The 25,315-nt window shown below is 35.8% G+C and carries 25 protein-coding genes; 20 read left to right on the top strand and 5 right to left on the bottom strand.

Going from position 1 to position 25,315, the window contains the following annotated elements; translation table 11 throughout:
* Window positions 1–384: 384 nt before the first annotated feature.
* Both OL225_RS17960 and OL225_RS17955 read right to left on the bottom strand, forming a co-directional pair.
* Window positions 385–723 carry a hypothetical protein gene (locus tag OL225_RS17960; protein WP_047377800.1) on the bottom strand — a complete coding sequence of 113 codons (339 nt, stop codon included), beginning with the start codon at window positions 721–723 and terminating at the stop codon, window positions 385–387.
* Window positions 724–734: 11 nt separating this feature from the next.
* Window positions 735–1,163: a transposase gene (locus OL225_RS17955; protein ID WP_264519132.1), complete on the bottom strand. Its 429-nt coding sequence runs from the start codon at window positions 1,161–1,163 to the stop codon at window positions 735–737.
* A gap of 623 nt (window positions 1,164–1,786) precedes the next feature.
* On the opposite strand from OL225_RS17955, the gene OL225_RS17950 reads away from it, so the two are divergent.
* Complete coding sequence (locus tag OL225_RS17950) at window positions 1,787–3,325, top strand: SulP family inorganic anion transporter (protein ID WP_264519131.1); 1,539 nt, start codon at window positions 1,787–1,789, stop codon at window positions 3,323–3,325.
* A 260-nt stretch (window positions 3,326–3,585) separates the two neighbouring features.
* On the opposite strand, the gene fusA is transcribed toward OL225_RS17950, so the two are convergent.
* Window positions 3,586–5,652, bottom strand: a complete 2,067-nt coding sequence (fusA, locus tag OL225_RS17945) for an elongation factor G (protein ID WP_264519130.1) — start codon at window positions 5,650–5,652, stop codon at window positions 3,586–3,588.
* 627 nt (window positions 5,653–6,279) lie between these two features.
* Here fusA and OL225_RS17940 point away from each other — a divergent pair.
* From OL225_RS17940 to OL225_RS17900, 9 genes are all read left to right on the top strand, one after another.
* A complete protein-coding gene (locus OL225_RS17940; RefSeq protein WP_047377803.1) occupies window positions 6,280–6,948 on the top strand; it encodes an HAD family hydrolase in 669 nt (222 codons plus the stop codon).
* Between the two features lie 8 nt (window positions 6,949–6,956).
* Window positions 6,957–7,781 carry a phosphoribosyltransferase family protein gene (locus OL225_RS17935; protein ID WP_047377804.1) on the top strand — a complete coding sequence of 275 codons (825 nt, stop codon included), beginning with the start codon at window positions 6,957–6,959 and terminating at the stop codon, window positions 7,779–7,781.
* On the top strand, window positions 7,771–8,328 hold the full coding sequence (locus OL225_RS17930; protein ID WP_047377805.1) for a TerD family protein: 558 nt from the start codon (window positions 7,771–7,773) through the stop codon (window positions 8,326–8,328). Before OL225_RS17935 ends, OL225_RS17930 begins: the two co-directional genes overlap by 11 nt.
* 2 nt (window positions 8,329–8,330) lie before the next feature.
* Window positions 8,331–9,506 carry a toxic anion resistance protein gene (locus OL225_RS17925; protein ID WP_264519129.1) on the top strand — a complete coding sequence of 392 codons (1,176 nt, stop codon included), beginning with the start codon at window positions 8,331–8,333 and terminating at the stop codon, window positions 9,504–9,506.
* A gap of 16 nt (window positions 9,507–9,522) precedes the next feature.
* Window positions 9,523–10,470 (top strand): hypothetical protein, encoded by a 948-nt coding sequence (locus OL225_RS17920; RefSeq protein WP_052184754.1) that lies wholly within the window; start codon window positions 9,523–9,525, stop codon window positions 10,468–10,470.
* Between the two features lie 69 nt (window positions 10,471–10,539).
* Window positions 10,540–11,148, top strand: coding sequence for a TerD family protein (locus OL225_RS17915; RefSeq protein WP_047377806.1), 609 nt, complete (start codon window positions 10,540–10,542; stop codon window positions 11,146–11,148).
* A gap of 85 nt (window positions 11,149–11,233) precedes the next feature.
* Complete coding sequence (locus OL225_RS17910) at window positions 11,234–12,274, top strand: TerC/Alx family metal homeostasis membrane protein (protein ID WP_264519128.1); 1,041 nt, start codon at window positions 11,234–11,236, stop codon at window positions 12,272–12,274.
* A gap of 464 nt (window positions 12,275–12,738) precedes the next feature.
* Complete coding sequence (locus OL225_RS17905; RefSeq protein WP_264519127.1) at window positions 12,739–13,266, top strand: TetR/AcrR family transcriptional regulator; 528 nt, start codon at window positions 12,739–12,741, stop codon at window positions 13,264–13,266.
* A gap of 3 nt (window positions 13,267–13,269) precedes the next feature.
* On the top strand, window positions 13,270–13,683 hold the full coding sequence (locus OL225_RS17900) for a nuclear transport factor 2 family protein (RefSeq protein WP_264519126.1): 414 nt from the start codon (window positions 13,270–13,272) through the stop codon (window positions 13,681–13,683).
* Window positions 13,684–13,793: 110 nt separating this feature from the next.
* On the opposite strand, the gene OL225_RS17895 is transcribed toward OL225_RS17900, so the two are convergent.
* Entirely contained in the window at window positions 13,794–14,801 is a 1,008-nt protein-coding gene (locus OL225_RS17895; protein ID WP_264519125.1) for a catalase, read from the bottom strand.
* A gap of 298 nt (window positions 14,802–15,099) precedes the next feature.
* On the opposite strand from OL225_RS17895, the gene OL225_RS17890 reads away from it, so the two are divergent.
* The 6 genes from OL225_RS17890 (at window position 15,100) to OL225_RS17865 (ending at window position 19,838) form a co-directional block, all read left to right on the top strand.
* Complete coding sequence (locus OL225_RS17890) at window positions 15,100–15,534, top strand: FKBP-type peptidyl-prolyl cis-trans isomerase (protein ID WP_052184755.1); 435 nt, start codon at window positions 15,100–15,102, stop codon at window positions 15,532–15,534.
* A gap of 145 nt (window positions 15,535–15,679) precedes the next feature.
* The gene (locus OL225_RS17885; RefSeq protein ID WP_264519124.1) at window positions 15,680–16,630 is read left to right on the top strand and encodes a hypothetical protein; all 951 of its coding nucleotides are present in this window, start codon (window positions 15,680–15,682) and stop codon (window positions 16,628–16,630) included.
* Between the two features lie 66 nt (window positions 16,631–16,696).
* Window positions 16,697–17,107, top strand: a complete 411-nt coding sequence (locus OL225_RS17880; RefSeq protein WP_047377812.1) for an Rrf2 family transcriptional regulator — start codon at window positions 16,697–16,699, stop codon at window positions 17,105–17,107.
* A 60-nt stretch (window positions 17,108–17,167) separates the two neighbouring features.
* Entirely contained in the window at window positions 17,168–17,821 is a 654-nt protein-coding gene (locus OL225_RS17875; RefSeq protein WP_047377813.1) for an NAD(P)-dependent oxidoreductase, read from the top strand.
* 36 nt (window positions 17,822–17,857) lie between these two features.
* Window positions 17,858–19,033, top strand: coding sequence for an MBL fold metallo-hydrolase (locus OL225_RS17870; RefSeq protein ID WP_264519123.1), 1,176 nt, complete (start codon window positions 17,858–17,860; stop codon window positions 19,031–19,033).
* A 124-nt stretch (window positions 19,034–19,157) separates the two neighbouring features.
* Window positions 19,158–19,838, top strand: coding sequence for a hypothetical protein (locus OL225_RS17865; protein ID WP_264519122.1), 681 nt, complete (start codon window positions 19,158–19,160; stop codon window positions 19,836–19,838).
* Between the two features lie 58 nt (window positions 19,839–19,896).
* On the opposite strand, the gene OL225_RS17860 is transcribed toward OL225_RS17865, so the two are convergent.
* Complete coding sequence (locus tag OL225_RS17860) at window positions 19,897–20,925, bottom strand: M23 family metallopeptidase (RefSeq protein WP_264519121.1); 1,029 nt, start codon at window positions 20,923–20,925, stop codon at window positions 19,897–19,899.
* 226 nt (window positions 20,926–21,151) lie between these two features.
* On the opposite strand from OL225_RS17860, the gene OL225_RS17855 reads away from it, so the two are divergent.
* From OL225_RS17855 to OL225_RS17840, 4 genes are all read left to right on the top strand, one after another.
* Window positions 21,152–22,192 (top strand): NAD(P)H-dependent glycerol-3-phosphate dehydrogenase, encoded by a 1,041-nt coding sequence (locus OL225_RS17855; protein WP_149835180.1) that lies wholly within the window; start codon window positions 21,152–21,154, stop codon window positions 22,190–22,192.
* 280 nt (window positions 22,193–22,472) lie between these two features.
* Entirely contained in the window at window positions 22,473–23,978 is a 1,506-nt protein-coding gene (gene mqo, locus OL225_RS17850; protein WP_047377817.1) for a malate dehydrogenase (quinone), read from the top strand.
* A 66-nt stretch (window positions 23,979–24,044) separates the two neighbouring features.
* Window positions 24,045–24,443: a hypothetical protein gene (locus OL225_RS17845; RefSeq protein WP_264519120.1), complete on the top strand. Its 399-nt coding sequence runs from the start codon at window positions 24,045–24,047 to the stop codon at window positions 24,441–24,443.
* Between the two features lie 5 nt (window positions 24,444–24,448).
* Window positions 24,449–25,315, top strand: coding sequence for an AadS family aminoglycoside 6-adenylyltransferase (locus OL225_RS17840; protein WP_264519119.1), 867 nt, complete (start codon window positions 24,449–24,451; stop codon window positions 25,313–25,315).

The following is a 25,315-nucleotide window of genomic DNA, read 5'->3' as shown; positions in this document are numbered from 1 at the left end:
TCACGGGTTCGAATCCCGTCTCTTCCACAACAAAAAACACGATCTATATAGGAAGAGTAGCTCAGTTGGTTAGAGCACGACTGCATTATTCGATCTTAGCCTTGTTTTTCTCATATTAGAAGCCGGAAGTGGGGTGTTGAAAGATATCTTTGTATATAATTTTCTATAAAGTCAGAGAGATTTTCAGACTTTAACCCCTTTCTTCATCCCACTTCCAGCTTCTTAATATTACCATTCTAAAGTGTCGTTAGGAAAAAATTCATCGTAACACAATTATGGGAGGAATAGCGAAGTCGGTCACCCCGGCAAGGCTATCCGGTTCGACTCCGGCAAACGTTTAGCCCTGTTTTTTCCTTACTTTTACCTTTAAAAAGTGCCGGTAGATTATTTACCGGCACTCTTCATTGTATCTTCAAGCTCTTCTTCAAACATGACTTTCCATTTTGAAAGAGTAGTTCTGCTTATTTTATATTTTCTTGACATATAGCTTGTGGAATGACCGTGCTTTTTCTGATACTGCAGCAATTTTAGCATTGTCTGTCTGTCATAGGTTTTGAGTTTTTGATTTTCTCTGGACTGCTTGAACAGTTTCTCGTTGAACTTCAGTACATCTTCGCTGGTATGAAGTTTTTCAAGAAGTTCCTTGATTTTCGGATCCTTTAGCTTTTCCGGATATTCCATCCTGAGCATATCCTGATAAATTTTTTTGTAATTGGGGCGCATGTCTTATCTGTTTATCCGTTTACATTATCGCTCTTCTGAAGCCATCTGTGAAGGGTGCTTTTAGGAATAGAATATTCTTTAATGACTTCACTTTGGGTCATTTCACCGGAAAGAATTCTTTTCATAATAAAATCTTTGATTTCCTGAGTGTAAATATTTTTCCTGAAATAAGGCGTTTTTTCGGACTTCTGCTGGTTTTTGTTAATGGCAGAAGGAGGTGCATATAAAATCAAATGTGAGCTGTAAAGTCTGAAAAAATCATATTCCAATAATTTGCTCCATCTTAGAAGAAGATCTGTATCCATCGATTTACTTTCGTACATAACTTCGATAGCTCCTTCATCTTTGCCTAAAAATTTGCATATCCTTTCTATTGTTATTTCATTTTCATCTACTCTTTCCTTAATAAACTTTCCAATATGGATTTCTTTATATAACATTTTTATTGAATATTATTCTTTTGTTTAAACTTATATATCAAAAAAACGAAAATAGGATCTATATATTATTTCATGTGGTGGGGAATAATTTGCTTCAATTTGAAATTGATAAAAAATGGAAATTATGATGTAAGAATGTTAAATCGCGTTTAATAAGATGATGAATCTTAAAAAACGGATCTGTAACTTACCAAATATCTTAAAAACAGGTGGGTAGGAGTCACCTTAATGTACTTGAGATATATTCTTTATTTTCAATGGGTTTCCTCTTCTTCTCTTTCAAACTCTCTTCCTGCCATTTGTGTAAATAATATATGACCTATTAAGGTTTTTATACAATTCTATGAGTTGAAGCTGTAGATGAATTGATATACAGCTTTTTACACGTTGAATTTTTTAATTAGTACCAAATAATTGCTTATTCGTTTTCAAATGTAAACAAAAATAAGAAGTAAAAAGAGATAGAAATGTAAAAATCGTACTTTATCTGCTTATTTTAATTAAAATTAACATATTATAAGAATTGATTTGTAAATTACTTACAGGTAATAGACTTCATCATAGAAAAATGATAAAAAGAAAAAATTGTATACCATTGAGACAGTCCATACCTTTGCAAATCAATGAAAAATACTATAAGCTTATTCGATTTTTCGAAGAAAATCAATTACAAAAATGAACTGCTGGCTGGCTTTACTGTAGCGATGACAATGATTCCTGAATCTCTTTCATTTGCTATCCTTGCCGGTTTGTCTCCCCTTACAGGACTCTATGCAGCCTTTATGATGGGGCTTGTAACAGCTGTTTTGGGAGGCCGTCCGGGAATGGTTTCCGGTGGAGCAGGAGCAACTATCGTTGTATTGATTGCTCTGATACAATCTCACGGAATAGAATATCTTTTTGCCACGGTTGCACTTGCCGGAATACTTCAAATGCTGGTGGGAATCTTTAAATTAGGAAAATTTGTAAGATTGATTCCACAGCCAGTTATGTACGGGTTCCTGAACGGGCTGGCCATTATTATTTTTATGGCACAGGTAGAACAGTTCAAAATTACAGATAGTAATGGAGCTGTACAGTGGCTTCAGGGAGTGCCTTTATACATCATGGCCGGCTTAACTGTACTTACAATTGCCGTAGTCTATTTTTTTCCAAAAATCACAAAAGTTGTCCCTGCCTCTCTGGTTGCCATTATAATCGTATTTGCTGTAGTTCTCGGATTTAATATTCCAACCAAAACAGTAGCAGATATTGCTCATATCAGTGGAAATCTTCCCAGTTTCCATATCCCCAAAATTCCTTTTTCCCTGGAAACTTTGCAGATTATTTTCCCTTATGCCTTAATTATGGCCGGAGTAGGTCTTATTGAATCTCTTCTGACATTATCCATGGTAGATGAAATTACTAACACCAAAGGAAGTGCAAATAAAGAATCCGTAGCTCAGGGATTGGCCAATATTACCAATGGTTTCTTCGGTGGAATGGGTGGCTGTGCAATGGTAGCACAGACATTAGTGAATCTGAATGCTGGTTCCAGAGCAAGATTATCCGGAATTATAGCCTCTCTGCTTATTTTGATCATTATACTGTGTGGAGCCCCTGTGATAGAGAAAATTCCTATGGCAGCTTTAGTAGGAGTGATGATGATGGTGGCCATCAGTACTTTTCAATGGGTGTCTATCAGAATTGTTAATAAAATGCCGAAATCGGATATTTTTGTAGGGGTTACCGTAGCGTTGGTTACTGTGGTTTTACATAATCTGGCTTTAGCAGTGTTGATTGGAGTGATCATTTCAGCGTTGGTTTTTGCCTGGGATAATGCGAAAAGAATCAGAGCGAGAAAATATGCGGATGAAAATGGAGTAAAGTACTATGAAATATACGGACCTTTGTTTTTTGGTTCAGTAACAGCATTTACGGATAAATTTGATCCCATGAATGATCCGGATCAGGTGGTTATCGATTTTAAAGAAAGCCGTATTGTAGATATGAGTGCAATAGATGCTCTGGACAAATTATCAAAACGTTATAAGCAATATAATAAAATCTTACATCTGCGTCATCTCAGCGAAGACTGTCGAAAAATACTTAAAAATGCAGAGGCTGTAGTGGAAGTTAATATCCAGGAAGATCCGACGTATAAGGTGATGCCGGAAAGATAGGGAAGGAGGCAATAAGTGAATTTTGCTTCGCAAGTGAATAGTGAATTTTTGTAGTGTAGAAAATTGACAAGCGCAGCGGATTGACGATTGACCATTCACTATTTTATAGGCAATAAGTGAATTTTGCTTCGCAAGTGAATAGTGAATTTTTGTAGTGTAGAAAATTGACAAGCGCAGCGGATTGACGATTGACCATTCACAATAAACCTCCTCATAAACCAGACAAGGACTGTAAGAAAAAATCTACAGTCCTTGCTAGTTTAGGTCATTAATGTATTCGCAATAAAATCTGGCACTAAAGCATAGTGTGATAATTTCATGCTGATAGAAGCTCTTCCACTCGTTAGTGTTCTCAGATCAGAAATGTACCCGAAAGTTGAAGCTAACGGAACTTCCGCTGCAAAAATCTTTCTTCCTGATTTTTCATCAATAGAAGTAATGATTCCTCTTCTTCTGTTGATATCCGCGGTGACAGCACCAGTATATTCCTCAATACTCTGGATTTCCACCTGCATGATAGGTTCCATCAGTTTAGGACTACATCCTTTTGCTGCCGTTTTGAATCCTTCTCTTGCCGCAATTTCAAAATCAAATGCTGCGGAATCCTGAGCGTGGAAAGAACCATCCAGAAGAGTGATCTTCATGTTTTCCAGAGGATATTCTTTCAATGGTCCATGTTCCATAGCTTCTCTGAATCCTTTTTCAACAGAAGGAATAAATTCAGTGGGAATAGCTCCTCCCTTGATCATATTGATGAATTCCAATCCATGTTCATGATCATTTCCTGGCCCGATTTCAAAAGTAATATCAGCGAACTGACCACTTCCTCCATTTTGCTTGGAAAGCTTTTCTCTGTGAACTTTAGTTTCCGTTAAGATCTCACGATAAGAAACTTTAGGTTTTCCCTGATTGATTTCAATACCATGATTAAGACGGATTTTTTCCAATGTAACCTCAAGATGAAGTTCTCCTAATCCACTCAATAAAGTTTCCCCGGTCTGCGGGTCTCTTTCAACCACCAAAGAAGGGTCTTCTTCCTGGATTTTTGCCAGCACCAAACCGAACGATTTCTCATCACCATTGGTTCTAGGCTCAATTGCAACTCTGATCACAGGAGTCGGAATGGTAATGGCTTCCAGTAATATTGCCTTGTCTGGAGAACATAAAGAATCTCCGGTTTTGGCATCCTTTATTCCCGTTAAAGCAACAATATCTCCGGCTTTAGCTTCTTCCATGGATAAAGTTTTGTCCGACTGCATCTGTAAAATTCTCGAAATCCTGTAGCTTTCACCCGTCCTTACATTCAGTATTGTATTACCGGATTTTATTCTTCCGGAATATACACGAAGCATGGCCAGCCTTCCCATATGTTTGTCAATAACGACTTTGAAAACAAGCCCTGCAAAAGCAGCTGCCTCATTTCTTCCCAATGTTACTGTTTCTTCTGTATAAGGATTTCTTCCTTGAAGGTCAGTTAGCTGATCCGGAGCCGGAAGATAAGTTACCACAGCATCAAGAAGAGGCTGGATTCCCTTATTTTTAAAAGCAGAACCACAAAGAACAGGAACAGCTGATCCGGATCTGCAGACCCTTTGTATAGCTTCTGATATCATTTCGATGGTGACCATTTGTTCTGTATCCATAAAGATTTCAAAGAACGTGTCGTCATTTTCTGCCAGGGTTTCCATTAATTTTATCCTGTATTCATCAGATTCAGCCATATAATGATCGGGAATTTCTTTTTCCACGATAGTCTCTCCATTTTCATCAGTCCAGTATAATGCTTTCATTTTAACAAGATCGATCACTCCTTCAAAATGTACTTCAGCGCCAATTGGAATCTGAAGAGCAAGGGGTACAGCATTCAGCTTAGTTTTTATCTCATTGAGAACCGCAAAGAAATCTGCGCCAATTCTGTCCATTTTATTGATGAAACAGATTTTGGATGTTCCGTGTTTTTCTGCCTGGAACCAAACATTTTCAGTCTGCGGCTGAACTCCTGAAGAAGCACAGAAAACTGCGACAACACTGTCCAGAACTCTTAGAGAGCGTTCTACTTCTACCGCAAAATCAATGTGTCCCGGCGTATCAATAATGTTGATATTATAAACGGTATTGTCTTTCTTCCATTGTGTAGAAACTGCAGCTGATGAAATGGTGATACCCCTGTTTCTTTCCTGGATGTCTTTATCCATGGTGGTATTTCCATCATCTACATTACCAATTTTATGAATAAGTCCTGTGTAATACAAAAGCCTTTCTGATAAAGTTGTTTTTCCTGCATCTACGTGTGCTATAATCCCTATGTTTCGTGTGTTGTATTTCATTTTGTTTGATTTAAATTGTTGATTTTTAGATCTGTGCTTAGAAAAGTTTCTGGAAAAATTGAGCACAAAATACACTCCGGTCTCGTAAAGCCGGCAAAACATTTTTTGTATTTTGTATCAAAGGAAAATTTTCAGAAATCTTAACAAATAACACAAATTCGTTGAATTGTTAAAGTCTGAAATTAGGGCAGCAAAAAAGACCTATCCGAATAGACAGGTCTTCAATATATTTTTAGTATAAAAGATCTATAGAACTATTCAGATAAATATTCAGTGCTGCCAAAGAACACAGCTCTGACAGGATTGCTTAAAGTTATAATATTTATCATTTTTGTTGACATTGTTGATTTTTAATCGGTTGCGAAATTATAATTTTTTTTTGATTTTCAAAGAATTTTTGAAAATATTTTTTTGTGAACGAATATTCAACACTTCTGAAATCATCTTCTGTGAGTCTTTCAAATTTATAGAATTTCATAAAAATATCTTAAAACAGATAACTAACGTAATGCTTTTATGATAAATATTTTATCTTTGGGAAGAATAGTATTATAAACACTTTTTGATGATTAGAAAATTTTAAATCTTTTTCAAGAAGCTAAATAAAAACTTTTAACTTAAAACCTATTGAAAACAGATATCGACATTCATAACCACTGTCATTTTTCCTTTGATTTGTGGCTCACTTTAATCAAATCTCATCCTGAATTTAAAGCAAAAAGAGTTGAGCTGTTCTCCTCATTTTTCAATGTAGATAAACCTATAGATGAAGTTGCAAAAACTGTGAAATATTATGATGATCTTTGTAATACCATCAACGAAGTAACAGGGGGAAATATTGATACTTTTGAGATTTATCTGATGATTCTTGGTTCCCTGGGGGTGGATGTAAAGCAATTGAATAAAGAAAAACTCAATGAGTTTTATAACAAAAGTGAAGAATTGTTTCTGGAATACAGACCAGTTGTGATTTTTGAAAATATTCATGGATTTTTTGATGATATCAAAAATCAAGGAAAGACTATTAATATTCTGAGCAACACAGGATTTATCAAAGGGAAAACAATGAGAAAATTCCTGATTCATGAAAACCTGGATCAGTACATAGATTTTCATATCTATTCTGATGAAATCAACTGTTCCAAACCAAACCCGCTTATTTTTCAGGAAGTGAAGAATAAGATCAAAGATCAGGACTTGCCTCTAAATCGGATTCTGCACATCGGAGATAATCCTGTAGCGGATTATCAAGGAGCAAAAGACTTCGGTTTCAGTGCCTATTTACTTAAACACTAAAAATAAACATGAATACAAGATACAGCTTACACCACATTCATTCCGCAGATGAGTTTACATTCTCACCTGCAGAATACAGCTATTTCAAGTATGGCGATAGATCGTATGCTGAAAAATTTGCAAGAGAATTATTCGATGGATTTATTTCCGAAAATGAAGAACTTTTAAATACGAATAAAGAAATTGTTGTGCTGCCAAGCCCGTATATGGCGATTCCTACAGCATCTAATTTTTTATGTTTTTATTTTAAGAAACATTTGGATTTTTATCTGTTTCAAAAAGGAAAGAAATCCAGTGTTTTATCTAAAATCAATCGTAATCATACTTACATCACAGATTACGGGAATCTTAATTTTGAAGACCGTAAAAATCTGATCGCGAATGACACATATTATATCGATAAAGATTTTTTGAGAGGAAAACTTTGTATTTTTATAGACGATATAAAGATCACGGGAAGTCATGAATATACAGTCAACAGAATTCTGGATGAATATAGTGTGGAGGCTGACTTTATGTTCCTGTATTACGCAGAGCTGATGAATTTTGACCTTGATCCGAAAATCGAAAACTTTTTCAATTACTATGCAGTAAAAAATGTAAAACACGTGGCAGAAGTGATGAATAAAGAAAGTTTTCAGTTCAATACAAGGATTGTAAAATATATTTTAGGTCTGGATTCAAGTAATTTTGATTATCTTACGTCTAAAGTAAAAAAAGAACAGATGGATCTGCTTTTAGAGCTGGCCATCAGCAATAATTATCATTTAATAAAAGAATACGAAAATAACATCAATACTTTAACACAAACGGAATTATATTATGGCTATTAACTTACAAAAAGGACAAAGAGAAAATATTAACGCACCTAAATTTACTGTAGGTTTAGGATGGGATATCAATAATACTTCTACAGGAACAGGTTTTGACCTTGATGCATCTTTGTTTTTGCTTGGGGACGACAAAAAATTAGTTTCAGATAATCACTTTATTTTCTATAACAACCTTGAGTCTCCGGACAAATCTGTAATTCATACAGGTGATAACCTTACAGGAGAAGGAGCAGGAGATGATGAGCAGATCAAGATTGATCTTACAAAGATTGATGATGCTATCAAAGAAATTACTGTAGTAGTAACTATTCACGAAGCAGATTCGAGAAAACAAAACTTTGGGCAGGTAAGAAATTCTTTCATCAGAATTTTCAATACAGATACGAATGAAGAGATCTTAAAATATGAATTGGATGAAGATTTCTCAATCGAAACGGCTGTAGAATTCGGAAGAATCTATAACAGAAACGGAGAATGGAAATTTGAAGCTGTAGGAGCAGGGCAGAGAGACGGCCTTGAGAAATTTGTATCAATTTATCAGAAGTAATCATGGACAATCAGGAAAATCAACCCATAGATCCGCTAGGGTCAATAGAACCTCTTAAAACCTTTGAACCTACTCCAATGGTTCCTCCAACTCCGGCTCAGCCTGTTCAGAATGCAGCGCCGGCAGTTCTTGTGGATAGAGAAGGAAATGTGAATCTGACTCAGTTGCAGTCGGAAGAACGCCAGAAATATGAAGTTCTTGCGAACTCTATTGATGAAGCCAATCCAGGTTCCATCGTTAATTTCGGGGCAGAACTTCAGAAAACATTAACCAATCAGAGTGACAGCTTCTTAGGAAACGTAAGAAGATCAAACTCAGGAGAAGTAGGAGGTCTTATCAATGATCTTTTGGTAGAGCTTAACTATGTAGATGTAGATGAGCTTAACGGAAATAAAGTAAAAAGCTTTCTAAGTAAATTACCATTCATGAAGAAGGTAATTACTCAGGTGGAAAACTTATTTGCAAAATATGACAAGATCATCAATAATATTGAGCAGATTTCTTACAAAGTAAATGCAGGTATTATTACTTCTACAAAGGATAATGCGGTACTTCAGACTATTTTTGAAAGCAATGTGAATTCTATTAAACAAATTGAAGACCTTGTAATTGCAGGAAATATCAGAATGGAAAGAGCTGCAGTAGAGCTAGCTCAAATGGAAACTGCTCCTCAGAATTTTCAGGATTACCAGATTGCGGATAAGAGAGATTTCATTGCAAGGTTAGACCGAAGAATGGCAGATCTTAAAGTAGTACGTGTGATCATGATGCAGTCGCTTCCACAGATCAGACTGGTACAGAATAACAACGTTTCTATTGCTGAAAAAGCACAGACGATTCTTACTACTACACTTCCTGTCTGGAAAAACCAGCTTTCATTGGCTGTAGCGATGTACAGACAACAGCAGAATATTGAAATCCAGCAGAAAGTATCTTCTACTACAGAAGAAATTTTAAGAAAGAATGCAGAGCGTCTAGGACAGAACTCAATTAATGTTGCCAGAGCAAACGAGCAGACTATTGTATCTGTAGAAACATTGAAAGAAACAACATCAATGCTTATCAATACATTGAATGAAGTGAAACAAATCCAGAAACAGGGAGCAGATAACAGAAGAAAACTGGATCAGGATCTTCAGACATTGGAGCATGAACTTAAAGCTAATGTCAGAGGTTAATTTATAGGATACTAAGGTGGGGGATGATGCAGCAACCATATTGTCGCAAAGCAAAAGAAGATTAACAAAGCTTAAGCTTCTCGCGAATTTTTTTGAACATATTGACATAATATCAATTTATATCAAAACAGATATTATCCACAATCTGTTCCAGGAAAATACGGCTTTAGATTACAATAAACTGGAACTTTTTCACCTGCAGTATACGGACAGCCTCATAGAGCTTCTGACTAAAATTAAAAAGCAGAAAGAAAATGATATGCTGGCGGTCATCAATGAAATTAACATCAACAGTAAATATATTTCAGGTTTTGAAGAAAGACAGGTAGACAGCTTTCAGACCGACAGGAAAATGTACAGCGGTGTATTTTCCCAACATCTGAAAAGACTGTATAAAGATCTTACTGAAGACAGCTTTACAGCCAATTGGGATAATGTACTGTACTTTCATAAAAAATATGCCCAGGAATTTTACAGGACAGATGCAGATGAAATGCTGCTGAAATCCGGTTCTTTTCCGGCTTATCAGTATAAAGATTATTCAATTGAAAGAAAGCTGTTGGGAAGACTCAATATACAAGGGTTTAAAGTCCGTTTTGTTTGTGGATACCTTATAGGAACCCATGATTATGAGCTTTTCAAAATCTTTCAGTCTGATGATCATTTTATTTTCAGTGTAGACGAAAAGAAATTGTATCTTTTTGACAAAGAATTGGATAAGCTTGATATTTCTGAAAATCAATCTAATCAGAGTTCTATTATCGATCAGCTGAGAAGTAAAAATGAACAACTGGAATACAGTATGAACGAAAGAAAACGTACATTACCACCAGAAGTAGAAGGTGTTTTGAAAGACTATATCAAAAACCTGGAAAATATGGATATTATGAGCAAAATATTTGACTTCGATGAAGAAACAAATATTCTGCGGGCAATGCTTAATTTGAATTTGAATAATAACTAAGACGAAATTTGAAAAGCAAAGAAGATACACTTTTTTGCAAAATAGTAAATAACAACTAAACATACAAAGATGGCTATTAACTTACAAAAAGGTCAGAGAATCAACCTTAAAAAAGAAAATGGAGCTGAGCTTTCCCAAGCTTGTGTTGGAATCAACTGGGGAGCAATTGAGAAAAAAGGATTTTTTGGAACTAAAAAAGAAGCAGTAGACTTAGATGGAAGCTGTATTTTATATGATTCAAACAAAAATGTTACAGAAGTAATCTATTTTGGAAACCTTAAATCCAGAAACGGATCTGTAAGACACAGTGGAGATGACCTTACCGGTGACGTAGATGGAGATGACGGATTGGATAACGAGGTGATCACTGTAGATTTCAGCCAGCTGGAACCAAATGTAGAGCATGTGGCAATGGTACTGAACAGCTACAGAGGCCAGGATTTCGGAACAATTCCTTTTGCTTCTATCCGTATTTATGAAGGATCCCCTACCAACGTAAGAGAAGTTTTTGCAAAATATGATATTGCCAATGATGCTTCTTTCAGCGGACATGTTGCCATGGTAATGGGTGTTTTCTATAAGAGAAACGGAGAGTGGAAATTCAATGCGATCGGAGATCCTACTGCAGACAAAAAGCTGGAGCAGACGGTTCAGACAGTTCAGATGAATTACCTATAATCAATTGTAAATCAAAAGATAAATAAAATAGCAATATTTGTACCCAGTACATCTATTGCTTTTATCATATAATAACATAACTCAAGTGGAACATCAAAGTATTTTAGAACTGCACCCAGGTCTGGTGTGGGGATTTGCAGTAACGGTCGTTATCATGCTGCTCCTGGACTTAGGGGTATTTAATAAAAAAAGTCATGAAGTCTCTTCCAAAGAAGCTACCATATGGTCTATCGTGTGGATTTCGCTTTCAATGGTTTTTTCAGGAGTGGTGTATTGGGTATTCAATACAGATGGCAGTCCTGAAAGCCATGCTTTGGCAATAGAGAAATTTACACAATATCAGGCAGCCTATTGGATTGAAAAGGCACTGTCGGTGGATAACTTATTTGTATTTATCCTGGTTTTCGGGTTTTTTAAAGTTCCGAAATACCTTCATCACAAGGTTCTTTTCTGGGGAATCATTGGAGCACTGATCTTCAGAGCTATTTTCATCTTTGCAGGAGTAGGATTGATCAATCTGACGTATCTTCCTGAAATGAATATCTTCGGAGAAGCAGTGAAAATCAACATTGTGATGGCGCTGTTTGGATTATTTCTTGTGTATGCGGGAATCAAATCCTGGGGTGATGGTGACGATGATGACGATGAAGATTACAGCAATACAGCAGGAGCAAGACTGATCAAGAGTTTCTGGAAAGTTTCCGACAACTATGATGGAGATAAATTCTTCACCATTCAGAACGGAATTAAAATGGCAACTCCCCTTTTAGTGGTAGTAGGAGTTATAGAGTTTACAGACGTTCTTTTCGCGGTAGATTCTATTCCGGCTATTTTTGCGATTTCTAATGATCCATTTATCCTTTATACATCAAATATTTTTGCGATTTTAGGATTAAGATCACTGTATTTCCTATTGGCGAACTTTATCCATATGTTCAGTAAACTTCCTTACGGATTGGCTATTATCCTATCCTTTATTGGGGTTAAAATGCTTATCGCACCATGGATTCATATTTCATCTCCAGTTTCATTAGGAATTGTAGGTGGAGTATTGGTAATCTCTGTTCTTTTATCCATTATCTTCCCTGAAAAAGAAGAGAAGAAAGAAGAACTGGAAGAAAAATAATCATATTTAAAATAAAATGAAAGCCTCTGGAATGTAATTCTGGAGGCTTTTTCTATTCGTATTCTTTGTTGGACAACGCAAAGGCGAGGCGCTAAAGTTTATTAGTATTAATGATGTTTTTTAAGGTGTAAGAACATCATAGATTTTCAGCACCGTTGAATTTTTAAGATGTAAACCTTATAGGTTTCAAAAACCTATAAGGTTTGAGATAAAGAGAATCAGATTATCAAAATATTTTCCTCAAGGATACCTACTAATTATTTGCATAATTCAGAACCATATTATTAGCGATATTCAATTTTATCGGAGATAAAATCCTTGCGTCCTTACTATGCTTTACCAATTAAAAATTTAGCGCCTTTGCGCTTTCCAAAATTCTCAAAAAAATATTTTCAAAAATAAAACAGACAGACTGGTCTGTTCTTTGTTTTTTTTCATACCTTTGTTTCATAAAAGAAAGCAAAATGAAGTCTCCAAAAGAAAGAATCATAGAAACTACATTTCAATTGTTTGCCAATCAGGGCTATAATTCTACTGGAATCAACCAGATTATTTCTGAAGCAGAAGTAGCCAAAGCCAGCTTCTATCAGCATTTTAAATCCAAAGAAGATTTGTGTGTAGAATTTCTGAAGGTGAGACATGAATATTGGTTCAATGAACTCAATAACTTCTTAGCAAAAGAAAAAAAATCAGATTCTAAAATTATCAAGGCTTTCGATTTTCTGGTTTATATGAACGATAAGGAAAACTTCAGGGGATGCAGCTTCCTGAATATTTTATCAGAAATCCCAATGGATAATATTAAAATCCTGACTGTTATTCAGTCTCATAAATCAGATCTCAGAAACTTTTTTTTAGAATTACTGAATGATAATACTCTTTCCGATCATGTCTATATGCTTTTTGAAAGCAGTATTATAGAAAGTCAGCTTTTCAGATCTAATGAATTAATTGAAAAATCAAAAAATATAGCAACCAATTTAATACAATAAGTTATGGAACGAAAACATCCGCTTCCGCCTTTCACCCTTGAAACGGCACTGGAGAAAATTCAAATGGCAGAAGACGCCTGGAACACTCAGAATCCTGAAAAAGTTTCCAAAGCATATACCATCGACAGCGAATGGAGAAACAGAGATACATTTGTGAATGGAAGAGAAGAAATTGTAGCTTTTCTTCAGAAAAAATGGGAAAAGGAGCTTAATTATAAGCTTAAAAAAGAGTATTGGGCACACACTGATAATCGCATTGCTGTTCGCTTTGAATATGAATATCAGACAAAAGATGGCAGCTGGTTCCGGGCATATGGAAACGAAAACTGGGAGTTTGATGAAAACGGGCTGATGGCGAAAAGATATGCAAGCATTAATGATTTGGCCATTAAAGAAGAAGATCGAAAGTTCAGATAAAATTTAAAGACTGTTGTAACAACAGTCTTTAAATTTTTAGTTGAATAAAATCTTTTAACCTTACATTCAAAAAATCATAATTTATCATTTATAATTCATCATTATTCATTCTACCCGTTTTTCCCATGCAGTAGCTTATTAATCTTTCTCCTGGTCTGTACAGAAACTTTATAAGCTTCATCACGCAGTTTTTGTATTTTTCCTACGGGCTGGAAGAAGATTTTACTTTCAAAAGGATTGAATGAAAGAAGCTCGTTCGTACAATTGCGTGAATCTAATAAGGAATCTTTGTTGATTCTTACCTCACCAATTTTAATAAATGGAGAATCTTTCCATTCAACATTAAGTCGGTTGATCGGTTGATCTTTTAGATCATAGCAAATCTGTATCAGAACATCTGCTGCAAAATCATGCATCTGAAGGTAATTTTTTAATGAATCCTTGATCTTTTGCTTTCTCCCAATATTTTTATCCACAGATTGAGGACATAGCTTTATTTTAATAACCTGATCTCCCAGACGGTAAGCTCCTACAGAATAATAATCAAATGACAGGATAAAATCATTTCTTTTCCCAATAAGTCTGATCATATTGCGAACCATATCACTTGTTAATAATGAAGGAATTATTTTAGCTATCTGAAAAAGCATTGGAAACAAACTGCTCCATTTTTTGATGTAAAACTTATTGACAGCAGTAAACAACTTCAGAAAAGTAGAAACAGAATGGATAGGAAACAAAGGGAAATTCACCAATGGATAATTGGCAAGCAATCCGCCGTTCTCATCTCTTATCTGTACGGCAAACCCATAAGCAGGAATATCTTTTTTTGAATTTTGAATTTTCAGCTGAGCATTGGAAAACCGGATGGTCAGATCAAATTTTTCTTTGTCAAAGAAAGGTTTCAGAGACTCCGGGATGTCAGGTTCAATCCAGAACGTTCCCTTTGCTACAGCATATGTTTTAGCATGGGCATTCCGGGTTGCATAATTGATGTCACTGATGGAAGAGGACTGCTCAACAAAATCAGCAATTGTTTTTTTATTGATTTCCAGAAGTTTTTTTTCCTCTTCATTCAGTTCATCAAACTTCTTATTATATTTTAATGGATTTGGCATTTAGTTTTTAAAATTCAATTATAACGCCAAGTTTCGAAATCTGTGTTACGTAAGTATTACAATTATTTGAATTTTGTGGAAAAGATGTTTGAAAATAAGGAAATGTAAGACAATATGATTAATGAATATTAAAAAATAAGCTATTTAACTTATTGATTATTAGTGTTTAGCTTTTTTTAATAAGAATAAATTAAAAACATATCGTTTGGTAGGAAAATGCTTCGGATTTTTAACCTTCTCTCATCGTGCTTCCATCTTCCAACCCTAAAAAGCCTTATCTTTGTAAAAAAATTATAATATGGGAGTAGCAGATATGTTATTTAAACGTAAAAAAGAATTGGCAGAAAAGAACCTGAAAGATGGTAAAGAATATATGGAAGAGTATGGTAAGAGAGAAAGCGTTGTGCAGTTACCAAGCGGATTACAGTATGAGATCATTACAGAAGGAGATGGCCAGAAACCAGGACCTAAGTCTACGGTAAAATGCCACTATCACGGAACCACTATTTCCGGTAAAGTATTCGATAGCTCAGTAAAGAGAGGTACGCCTGCATCTTTTCCTTTAAACAGAGTGATTTCAGGGTGGACAGAAGCACTTCAGCTAATGCCGGTTGGAAGTAAATGGAGATTGATTATTCCACCGCATTTAGCCTATGGAGATCAGGAAATCAGCAAAGAAATCGGACCAAACAGTACACTTGTCTTTGAAGTAGAATTGCTGGACATTAAATAGTCCTTCTTAAAAATAAATTAAAAAATTATCTGATTTCAGGTAATTTTTTTTATTTGTACTATATTCGTATTGGTAAATTGTAAAGCAAAGGTGGCAGAAAAAGATTTGTTTTATAATTGTTTCGGCTACACAAAAATATGACTGAATGAAAAAACTCTTCTACCTTTTCGCTGTGGTTAGCTTACTGGTGTCCTGTGTTTCCAAAAAAAACCAGGCGATCCAGCAGAATATTCTTACCCTTAAGGACAGTTACTGTAAAGCTCCCTTTAAATACAATTACAATAATAAACTTCCGTCTTATAATTCTGATTCTATTATAACAGCGAATAAAGAACTCAGTGGAATGTTTACTGATCAAAGTATTTTAATTTTAAATGCATTGGGTAATCTTGATGATGTACACAAAATTATCGAACTTAAAAAGGATTCTTCTCTCACTTCACAGGTGAAAATATTGCAGCTTAAAACCAAAATTAACAGCAGAATTACCATTGCTTTAACAGAGCTTGATGCCGTAGCGGCGGAATTCGACTGTGAAGGAGAGCGGGTGGCTCAGATCGGAAGTTATGTGGATAATCTGAATGCATCCAGAAACAATAAACTGATTTTATATTCCATCATTGCCGGAGCAGCCTCATCCATTGCGGGAGGAATTGTGAAAAGTGACGGCTGGGATAATGCCATAGGTATTGGTGGAGGTGTTTTAGGAGCAGGGTTTGGTTTGGCAACCCTTAATCCCAAAGGAAAAAAAGTAGAATTTATCCACCAGAGAAATCTTTTGAGGGATATCTGGAGAGAAAAACTGGAGTCTCCCAACTTTCCTCCTTTTATCTGGTATATGTATACTGAGAAAAAATTTTCCAACAAAGAAGAATACTCTATTATCGGAAATATGAAACAAAGATGGCTTCACTATCAGTTTGATGATGTAAAAGAAGCTGCAGATAAGTCTGTGATCTTCAGTGATGGAGGATTTTATAGAGCAGATGATCTTAATAACCGTGCTGCCATGCTCAATCAGATGCAGTCTGCAACCCGTACTATCAATCAGAATATCAATTATCTGCTGCTTGATCTGGATAAATTAATCCTTTAAGAAAAAATTAACTGTAATAAAATTTGTTACATTTAAAAAAATGCTTACCTTTGCAATGTAATTATAATGAACAATACAAGATTTGCTACGGCAATACATATCATGACATTATTGGCGAAGAGCCCTCAGGAGTGGCTTACTTCCGAGTGGATAGCCGGTAGTATCAATGTGAATCCGGTGATTATCCGAAAGGAGATCAGCGTATTGAGAGAAGTAGGTCTGATTAATAGCAGACAAGGGAAAGAAGGAGGAAGTCAGCTTGGAAAAAATGCTGAATTGATTACCATTTCGGAAATCTATAAAGCAGTAAAAAATACAGAAGTATTAGGTAAAAAAAATCAGAATCCCAATCCGGCATGCAGTGTTGGTAAGGAAATTAACATTCATTTAAATACATTATTTGAAGAAACAGATCATTTGGTAGTAAAGTTTTTAGGAGACAAGTCATTACAGGAATTCGCTGACCAGTTCGAATAAAAATTTTTTAACTTCAAATGTAATAAATTTTATTACAATTTAATTTAAAAATAAAACATTATGAAAAAAGTAGCAGTAATTGGTGCAACAGGATTTGTAGGAGCACACGTAGTAGCGGAATTAGCAGACAGAGGATATGCTGTAGAAGCATTGGTAAGAGATGCCTCTAAAGTAAAATCACAGGAGAATGTAACGGCAAAAAGTATTGATGTAAACAATGTAGATGAATTGGCTGAAGTATTAAAAGGAAGCGATGCTGTAATCAGTACCTTCAACGCAGGATGGACGAATCCCAATCTTTACAATGATTTTTTGACTGGCTCTGAGAGTATTCAAAAAGCAGTAGAACAGTCTGGGGTAAAAAGACTTATTGTAGTAGGGGGAGCAGGAAGCCTTTACACTCCGGATAATGTACAAATCGTAGATACTCCGGATTTCCCTGAAGCTTACAAACCAGGTGCTGCAGCAGCAAGAGATTATCTGAACAAAATCAAAGAAAACAAAACTCTGGATTGGACATACTTCAGTCCTGCAATAGAAATGAACCAGGCAAATGTGGGAGAAAGAACAGGAAAATACAGAACTTCATTAGAAACTCCGGTATTTGATGAAAACGGAAGAAGTATTCTTTCTGTAGAAGATGTTGCCGTTGTTTTGGTGGATGAATTGGAGCAGAATAAACACATTAGAGAACGTTTTACTGCTGCTTATTAATCAACTAAAATGTAAAATCACTAAAAAAAATCAAAAATGATGCTTAAAAAAATTTTCTCATCAGTTCTGTTATTGGGTTTTGCCAGTATTTTATGGGCTGGGAACCTAAAGATCAAGGTATATAATCCGGGTACAAAAGCCATTTTCTCTGTTACATCAACCATCATCTATGGTGATAAGGATGCGATACTTGTTGATGCACAATTCCAAAAACAGTATGTGGAGCAGTTGATTAAAGAAGTAAAGGCAACTGGAAAGAATTTAACAACTGTTTACATTTCTCAGAGTGATCCGGATTTTTATTTTGGTCTTGGCGCAATCAAAAAAGCCTTTCCAAATGCAAAAATTATTTCAACGGCTCAGACAGCTTATCTGGTCTCAGCATCAAAAGATAATAAACTGGAAGTATGGGGTCCAAAGCTGAAATCAGATGCCCCTTCGGAGATGGTTGTACCAGAAGCTGTGAATGCAATACCTGATCTGGAAGGAAATAAAATAGAAATCAGACAGAATCCTGAAGATCCAGCTCATAGTTTCCTTTGGATTCCTTCCATCAAAACAATTGTAGGCGGAATTTCTGTTTTCACAGATTCTCACCTTTGGCTTGCGGATACAAAAAATGAAAAAGCAATTGATTTGTGGATTGACCAGATTAATGAAATGAAATCTCTGCAGCCTAAGCAGGTAGTTCCATCTCACTTTGCAAAACTATCCCTTTCTCCAAGTTCTCTCGATTTTGTTAAAAACTATCTGGAAAACTATAAAAAAGCAGTAACTGAAAATAAATCTTCAGATGCAGCCATAAAATATATGGTAAGTAAATATCCAAACCTTCCCGGGGAAGACGAATTAGAAATGGGAGTAAAAGTATTTCTGGGAGAAATGGAATGGACATTAAAATATCCTTACCCTGCAATTGGTCATAAGGTTGAAGTGGACTTTGGAGCAATAAAATTCCTTCTTGATTTTAAGGATAACAAAACAATGACTTTTGTAGGCACGGAAGGAGATGTAAAAGGAGCAACGGATACTGTAGAATACACAGCCGTAGAGGTAGCAAAAAATGTATTTATGGTCTATTGGCACGAACCGCATCTTGGCTTCAATGTAGTCAATATTCAGGATTATAATAAAAATATTATCTATTCAAATATTGCAGGCCCTGACGGTACGTTTACCCATCCGAAAGGAACTCTTAAAATTTTGAAATAATGGTAAGAATTGAAAGTACATGTAAATTTTGCATGTACTTTTTGTTATATTTGATTTGCAGAAAATCATTCTTTTAAAAAGAGAAGAAGATCTGTAGCTTATTTTTAAAATCAAATAATAACTCATGAAATCAATTAAAATTCTGCCTTTTCTGTTGCTGTTGTTTTTATTTAGCTGTGGTAAACTAGCGACTACATCCGAAGATAAAAAATCTGTCGACGAAATTCTTAAATTTTATGGGGGCCATGCTGAAATGTTAAAAGGAGTGCAAACGTTGAATGGAAAATCCAGCGATTTTTTTGAAGTGGAGGTTAAAGACAGTAAACTCATCAATAGCCAGCCTCAAAGAGCGATATCCAATGCCGCCAATATTGCATTTATAGTTTTTCAGAATCAGAAACCTGGAGAATATGATGTTATCAAAACAAAATTACTTTTATCTGATGGCGCCAGTTTTACAAAATCATTCACCCAAAAAGAACTGCAGGAAGTAAAAGATATATATCCGGAAGTAGAAAAGGTGAATTCATTTCTGCTCAAAAAAGATTACAACGGAATTCTTGAAATGTTTGATCCTAAATTTAAACCTAAAGAGAAAATGGCAAAAGAGGTCCTTTCCAGAATGGATTCTATAGCAGGACCGATTAAAAAAACACAGTTCCAGGGATTTGAATTCATTGAAGATTCCAATTTGGGACACATTGTTGTCATTAGAGAAGTAGGAGTAAGAGATAAAGTTTTTCCTTTTATCAATATGGCATTCGACAGAAAGACAAAAAAACTCTTGAATATTGAGTTTCCATAAAATCAGGCAGATTAACATTAAAAATAAAAGGCCGTTCTATGTGAACAGCCTTTATTTTTTATAGATTCATAAACAATTTCGGATTAATCGGAGTATTGTTTTTGTGTACTTCATAATGAAGATGAGGACCTGTAGAGCGTCCTGAATTTCCGGATTTAGCAATTACCTGGCCTACTTTTACTTTATCATTCACTTTAGATATAAGTTGAGATAAGTGTCCATACAGCGTAGCCAGTCCGTTTCCGTGAGAAACAATTACGCAGTTTCCATAGCCACCTTTCTGTCCGGAAAAAATAATTGTTCCGGCAGCCGCAGCTCTTACATCAGAACCATAGGCAACGGCAATATCCAGCCCTTTGTGAAACTGCATCTGATCAGCTTCGGCAGGGGGATTGTTTTTTTCAGCAGCAACAGTTTTGGTTGTTGTAGTTCCGGCAACTGATTTTGTAGTCGCAGGAGCAGAGGAGGCAGCCATGGGTGTAGCTTTTGGGGTAACCATCACTTTTACTTCTCTTTTATTTCCATAACTGTCTGTAAGCTCTACAATTTTTTCAACAGGTTCAGCTTTTACCTCAGGTTTTGCGGCTGCAACCGCTACAGGTTTTGTTTCTGTGGCTGCACTTGTTTTTACCGATGCGAAAACAGTTTTGAACGGAATCGGGTTTTTTCTCACTCCGAAATTAGAGGAAATATATCCGTCTGTAGGCATACCCAAAGGAACCTGCATCAGTTTTTTCTGAAGATCCATCAGATACTGACTGTATCGGTTGGCCTGTTTGGAAAGATAAATAGAATTTGAAATACTGTCCTGATTGAGCATCATCAGCTTTTCGTTGGTAATGTCTTTGGACTTCAGGAAGGAGTTGAGCTGAGCAACTGTCTGATCTACGAGAGTAAGATCAGTTTTCATTTTTAGATAATCTACACTGTCTTTTTCAGTGTTTATTTTTACAAGGTTAACTTCGTAGGTTTTGTCGTCCCTTTCAGAAAAGAGCTTTGCAATGAAGACACCTTGTGCAAAAACTACTAGCAAAAGTCCTCCCAGGAGAATGTTTACGTTCTTCTTGCTGTTTAGAAATTTTTTCATATTTCTTCTCTTAGTAAAATTTAAAACGGTTTTGAAGCTGCAAATTTAATTAAAAATAAGCTTTGTGGGTTATTTTTAATTAAAATTCAGTTTTTTCTGTATTTAACGGTTAATTAGCTGTTTAATTGTGTTGGAATGTTAATTTTTTCAGAAAATGGTGTTTATCATAGTTTCAAAGCCTTCGTTACGTCTTTGTTTTAATATCTTTGCAGTTCACATTCCAATTATGGCTAAAAAGAAAATTATTTCAGAATCTTCGAATCCAAAAAAGAATAAAAAGGATATTTCTGTAGGAGTTGTAGGGAGCGGAAGTTTTGCAACCGCTATCGTAAAAATGCTTGTTGAAAACTGTAAAGTTGTACACTGGTGCGTAAGAAGTGAATTTGTAAAAGGAGCCATCGAGCTTCGTGGACACAACCCGACTTATCTTACAGCTGCTCACTTTAATCTGAAAAGCTTAAAATTAACAACGGATATTAACGAACTGGTTTCTGCCTGTGACGTTATTGTTCTGGCAACCCCGTCTATTTACCTGTCTGATACACTGGATAAGATGACCTGTGATTACTCAGATAAGATCTTTATCTCTGCAATTAAAGGAATTATTCCTAAAGTAAATGATGTAGTAGCCCATTATCTGCGTGATGAATTTAAAATCGGATTCAGAAATCAGGCGGTTATTGCTGGGCCTTGTCATGCAGAAGAAGTAGCAATGGAAAGACTTTCTTACCTTACCATTGCGGCAGTAGAAGATGAAACGGCTGAAAAACTTGAAGGAATTTTCAGTTCAGACTTTATTAAAGTACATACAAGTAAAGATATCTTAGGAAATGAATACAGTGCTATTCTTAAAAATATTTTTGCGATAGGAGCGGGAATCGCAAGTGGATTAGGGTATGGAGATAATTTTACCGCTGTTTTTGTTTCCAATGCAATCCGTGAAATGGAAGCTTTCCTGGAAGCCATCTATGAAGCACCGAGAGATGTGAATGAAAGTGCATATCTGGGAGACCTGCTGGTAACTGCTTATTCACTTTTCTCAAGAAACAGGAACCTTGGAAACCTTATCGGAAAAGGATATACCGTGAGATCTGCCATTCAGTCTATGAATATGGTGGCGGAAGGATACTATGCTGCAGATTCTATTTATAAAACAGCAAAGCAGAAGAATCTTAAACTTCCAATTATAGATACCGTATATGCCATTCTTTATGAAGGTAAAAATGCAGAAAAACAGTTTAAAAAACTGACGGCAAAATTGAATTAAAAAACAGGTCTTTATTGCCAAAACCTTGTTTGTAAAATAAAATTAACCGAAACTTAAGCATTCCAATGCTTAAGTTTTTTTTGCGCTCATTTTTGATGATCCAAGAGAGCATAATGACCTGATATTATCAATCATTTCAATGATGTTTTATTGAAATTTTCCATGGCTTTTTGTTGTATACTCAAGAAGTATTTTTGCTGTAAAAAATAACATGTTAAAATCGTTAAACGCGTTCCTGTTTTTAAAACTTTTCCCGAAATTTGAAGTAAAATTTAAAATTATGTCACAATCGCTTACAAGCAGAACACCGAAACCTAAATATGATGTTGTACTGATAGGCGGCGGAATCATGAGCGCCACTTTAGCAACGCTGCTTCATGAATTTGATCCAAATCTTGAAATTGCAATCTTTGAAAGACTGGGAAGGTTTGCCAAAGAAAGTACAGCAGCATGGAATAACGCCGGAACAGGGCACTCCGCTTTTTGTGAGCTAAATTATACCCCGGAGAAACCGGATGGGTCTATTGATATCACCAAGGCAGAAAGCATTGCAGAACAGTTTGAAATTTCAAAACAATTTTGGGCTTATCTGCTCACTAAAGGTTATATTCATGAGCCAAAAGAATTTATCAATTCCTGCCCTCATATGAGTCTGGTATTCGGGGAAAAAGATGCTGAATATCTTAAAAAACGCCATGATAAAATGGCAGAATCTGTTCTTTTCTCAGGAATGGAATTTTCTACAGATCACGAGAAACTGAGAGAATGGATTCCTTTGGTAATGAGCAAAAGAAATCAGTCTGAAGTAATGGCAGCAACGAAAATGGATATGGGGACGGATGTGAACTTCGGAACACTGACAAGAAAAATGGGAAGACATCTTCTGGAAGATTCCAATGTTGAAGTTTTCTTATACCACGAAGTGAAAGACATAGATCCAAGAGAAGATGGGAAATGGGGAATGAAGGTAAAAGACAGAATTCATAGTCACAAACAGGAAGTTGTTGCAGACTTTGTTTTCATTGGAGCAGGAGGATATGCGCTTCCGTTATTGGACAGTTCAGATATTAAAGAAAGTGAGGGCTACGGAGGTTTTCCGGTTTCCGGACAGTGGCTGGTAAGCCATAATCAGGAATTGGTAGAAAAACATCAGGCTAAAGTATATACACAGGCTACAGTAGATGCTCCGCCGATGTCTGTTCCGCACCTTGACCTTAGAATTATTGATGGGAAAAAAGCACTTCTTTTCGGACCTTTTGCAGGGTTCTCCACCAAATTTCTGAGAGAGGGAAGCTATCTTGATCTTCCTGAAAGTGTAAACACCAAAAACCTGAAATCACTTTTCGGAGCTTGGTGGCACAATATTCCTCTGACGAAATACCTTATCCAGCAGGTTGCTATGACAAAATCCCAGAGGATGCAGCATTTAAGAGAATTTATCAAAGATGCTAAAGAAGATGACTGGGAGCTGAAAGTAGCAGGCCAGAGGGTTCAGGTCATCAAAAAAGATGAAAAAGAAGGGGGAAAACTGGAATTCGGAACTGAAGTGGTAGTGAATAAGAGCGGGACTATCGCTTCTCTGCTGGGAGCTTCACCAGGTGCGTCCACAGCAGTATATGCTATGTTGAACGTACTGGAAAAATGCTTCCCGGAAAAACTTCATGGCGAATGGAAAGGGAAACTGCTGGAAATGGTTCCTTCCTATGGACAAAAGCTGGCCGAAAATCCTGAACTGACCAATGAGGTGAGGAATTATACAAAAGAAAAATTAGAATTAGAATATTAATACCAATAATGAGCAATGAGTAGCAGATCTATTACTCATTGCTCATTATTTATTACTTATTAAAAGGTGGAAGAAGTAATTGTAAAACCTGTTATTGCAAAGGAAATCCTGGAATCTCTTAAGGCAAAAACGGAAGAAGAAAAACAGGTGATCGTACACTGTTGTTTTCCAGCATCGCCGTTTTTGGGAAATCTCATCAGGATCTGGCATTCGACCTATCTTTTTGACAACCAGTCTGAGCATAGAAGTAAATTGATTCACGCAGAAAATATTTCAATTTCTCCTTATTGGACGCCGGTTCCTTTTATGAAAGATTTTTGGTTTACCCTGATATTTTCAGGGCTTCCGAAGGACTGTAAAAGTTTTGATTTAAAAGAAGTAATTCCTGAAGAAGGCGGCTTTTTTGTAGAATCAATTAAAAGAAACTCTTCCGATGTGTATCGGGTAAAAATATCAGAATTCTGATAAATATGAAAATAAGGGAAGAAAAACTGAAACATATTATTCATTGGGCTGAAAACAATCCGGACATCCGTGCTGTTCTTCTTACCAGTTCATTGGTAAACCCTTATGCTCCTGTAGATGATTTTAGTGATCTTGATGTAGAACTTGTTTTTGAAAACAGGAAATCTTATGAATCCGGAAATGAATGGACCAGGCTTTTTGGTGATCCTATTTCCATGATTGAAGAAGATGACCATGTTTTTGAGGGAAAACATGCTATGAAAATGGTTTTGTACAGAGACCATGTGAAAGTTGATTTTAAACTGTATCAGGTGTCTGAATTTATTGAAGAAGTCAATGAAGAAACTCTTCCCGAAGATTGGGATGTAGGATATCAGGTTTTAATAGATAAAGATGGTCTGACAAGAAATATGAAACCGCCAACCTATCAGTCGATCATGATCCATCAGCCTGCGGAAAAAGAATTTCAACAGCTGATCAATGACTTCTGGTGGGATACAACCTATGTGGCAAAATGCCTTAAACGCGGTGATATGTTTTATGCCAAATTTATGTCTGAAAATGTCCTGCGTACAGATTATCTCGTTCCTTTGATCGAATGGTATATTGCCGGAAATCATGACTGGGACACTATTACAACCAATAAACACGGAAGACTTTTCAAACAATATTTATCCCCGGAATTATGGAATAAAGTGGAAGGCACTTTCTCAGGAAATGATATTGAAGAAAACTGGAAAGCTCTGCTTACATATGCGGATCTGGTTCATGAACTGGGAACTTATTTGGCTGAAAAGCTTCATTTTATCTATCCGGTAAAGCTGGAAGATGATATCCGGAACTATCTTACAGAAGTACATTCAATGCCCTGA

The organism is Chryseobacterium viscerum, assembly GCF_025949665.1.
GTDB lineage: Bacteria > Bacteroidota > Bacteroidia > Flavobacteriales > Weeksellaceae > Chryseobacterium > Chryseobacterium viscerum_A.
The sequence above is the reverse complement of the archived record's forward strand: the minus strand, read 5'-3'. Positions and strand labels throughout refer to the sequence as shown.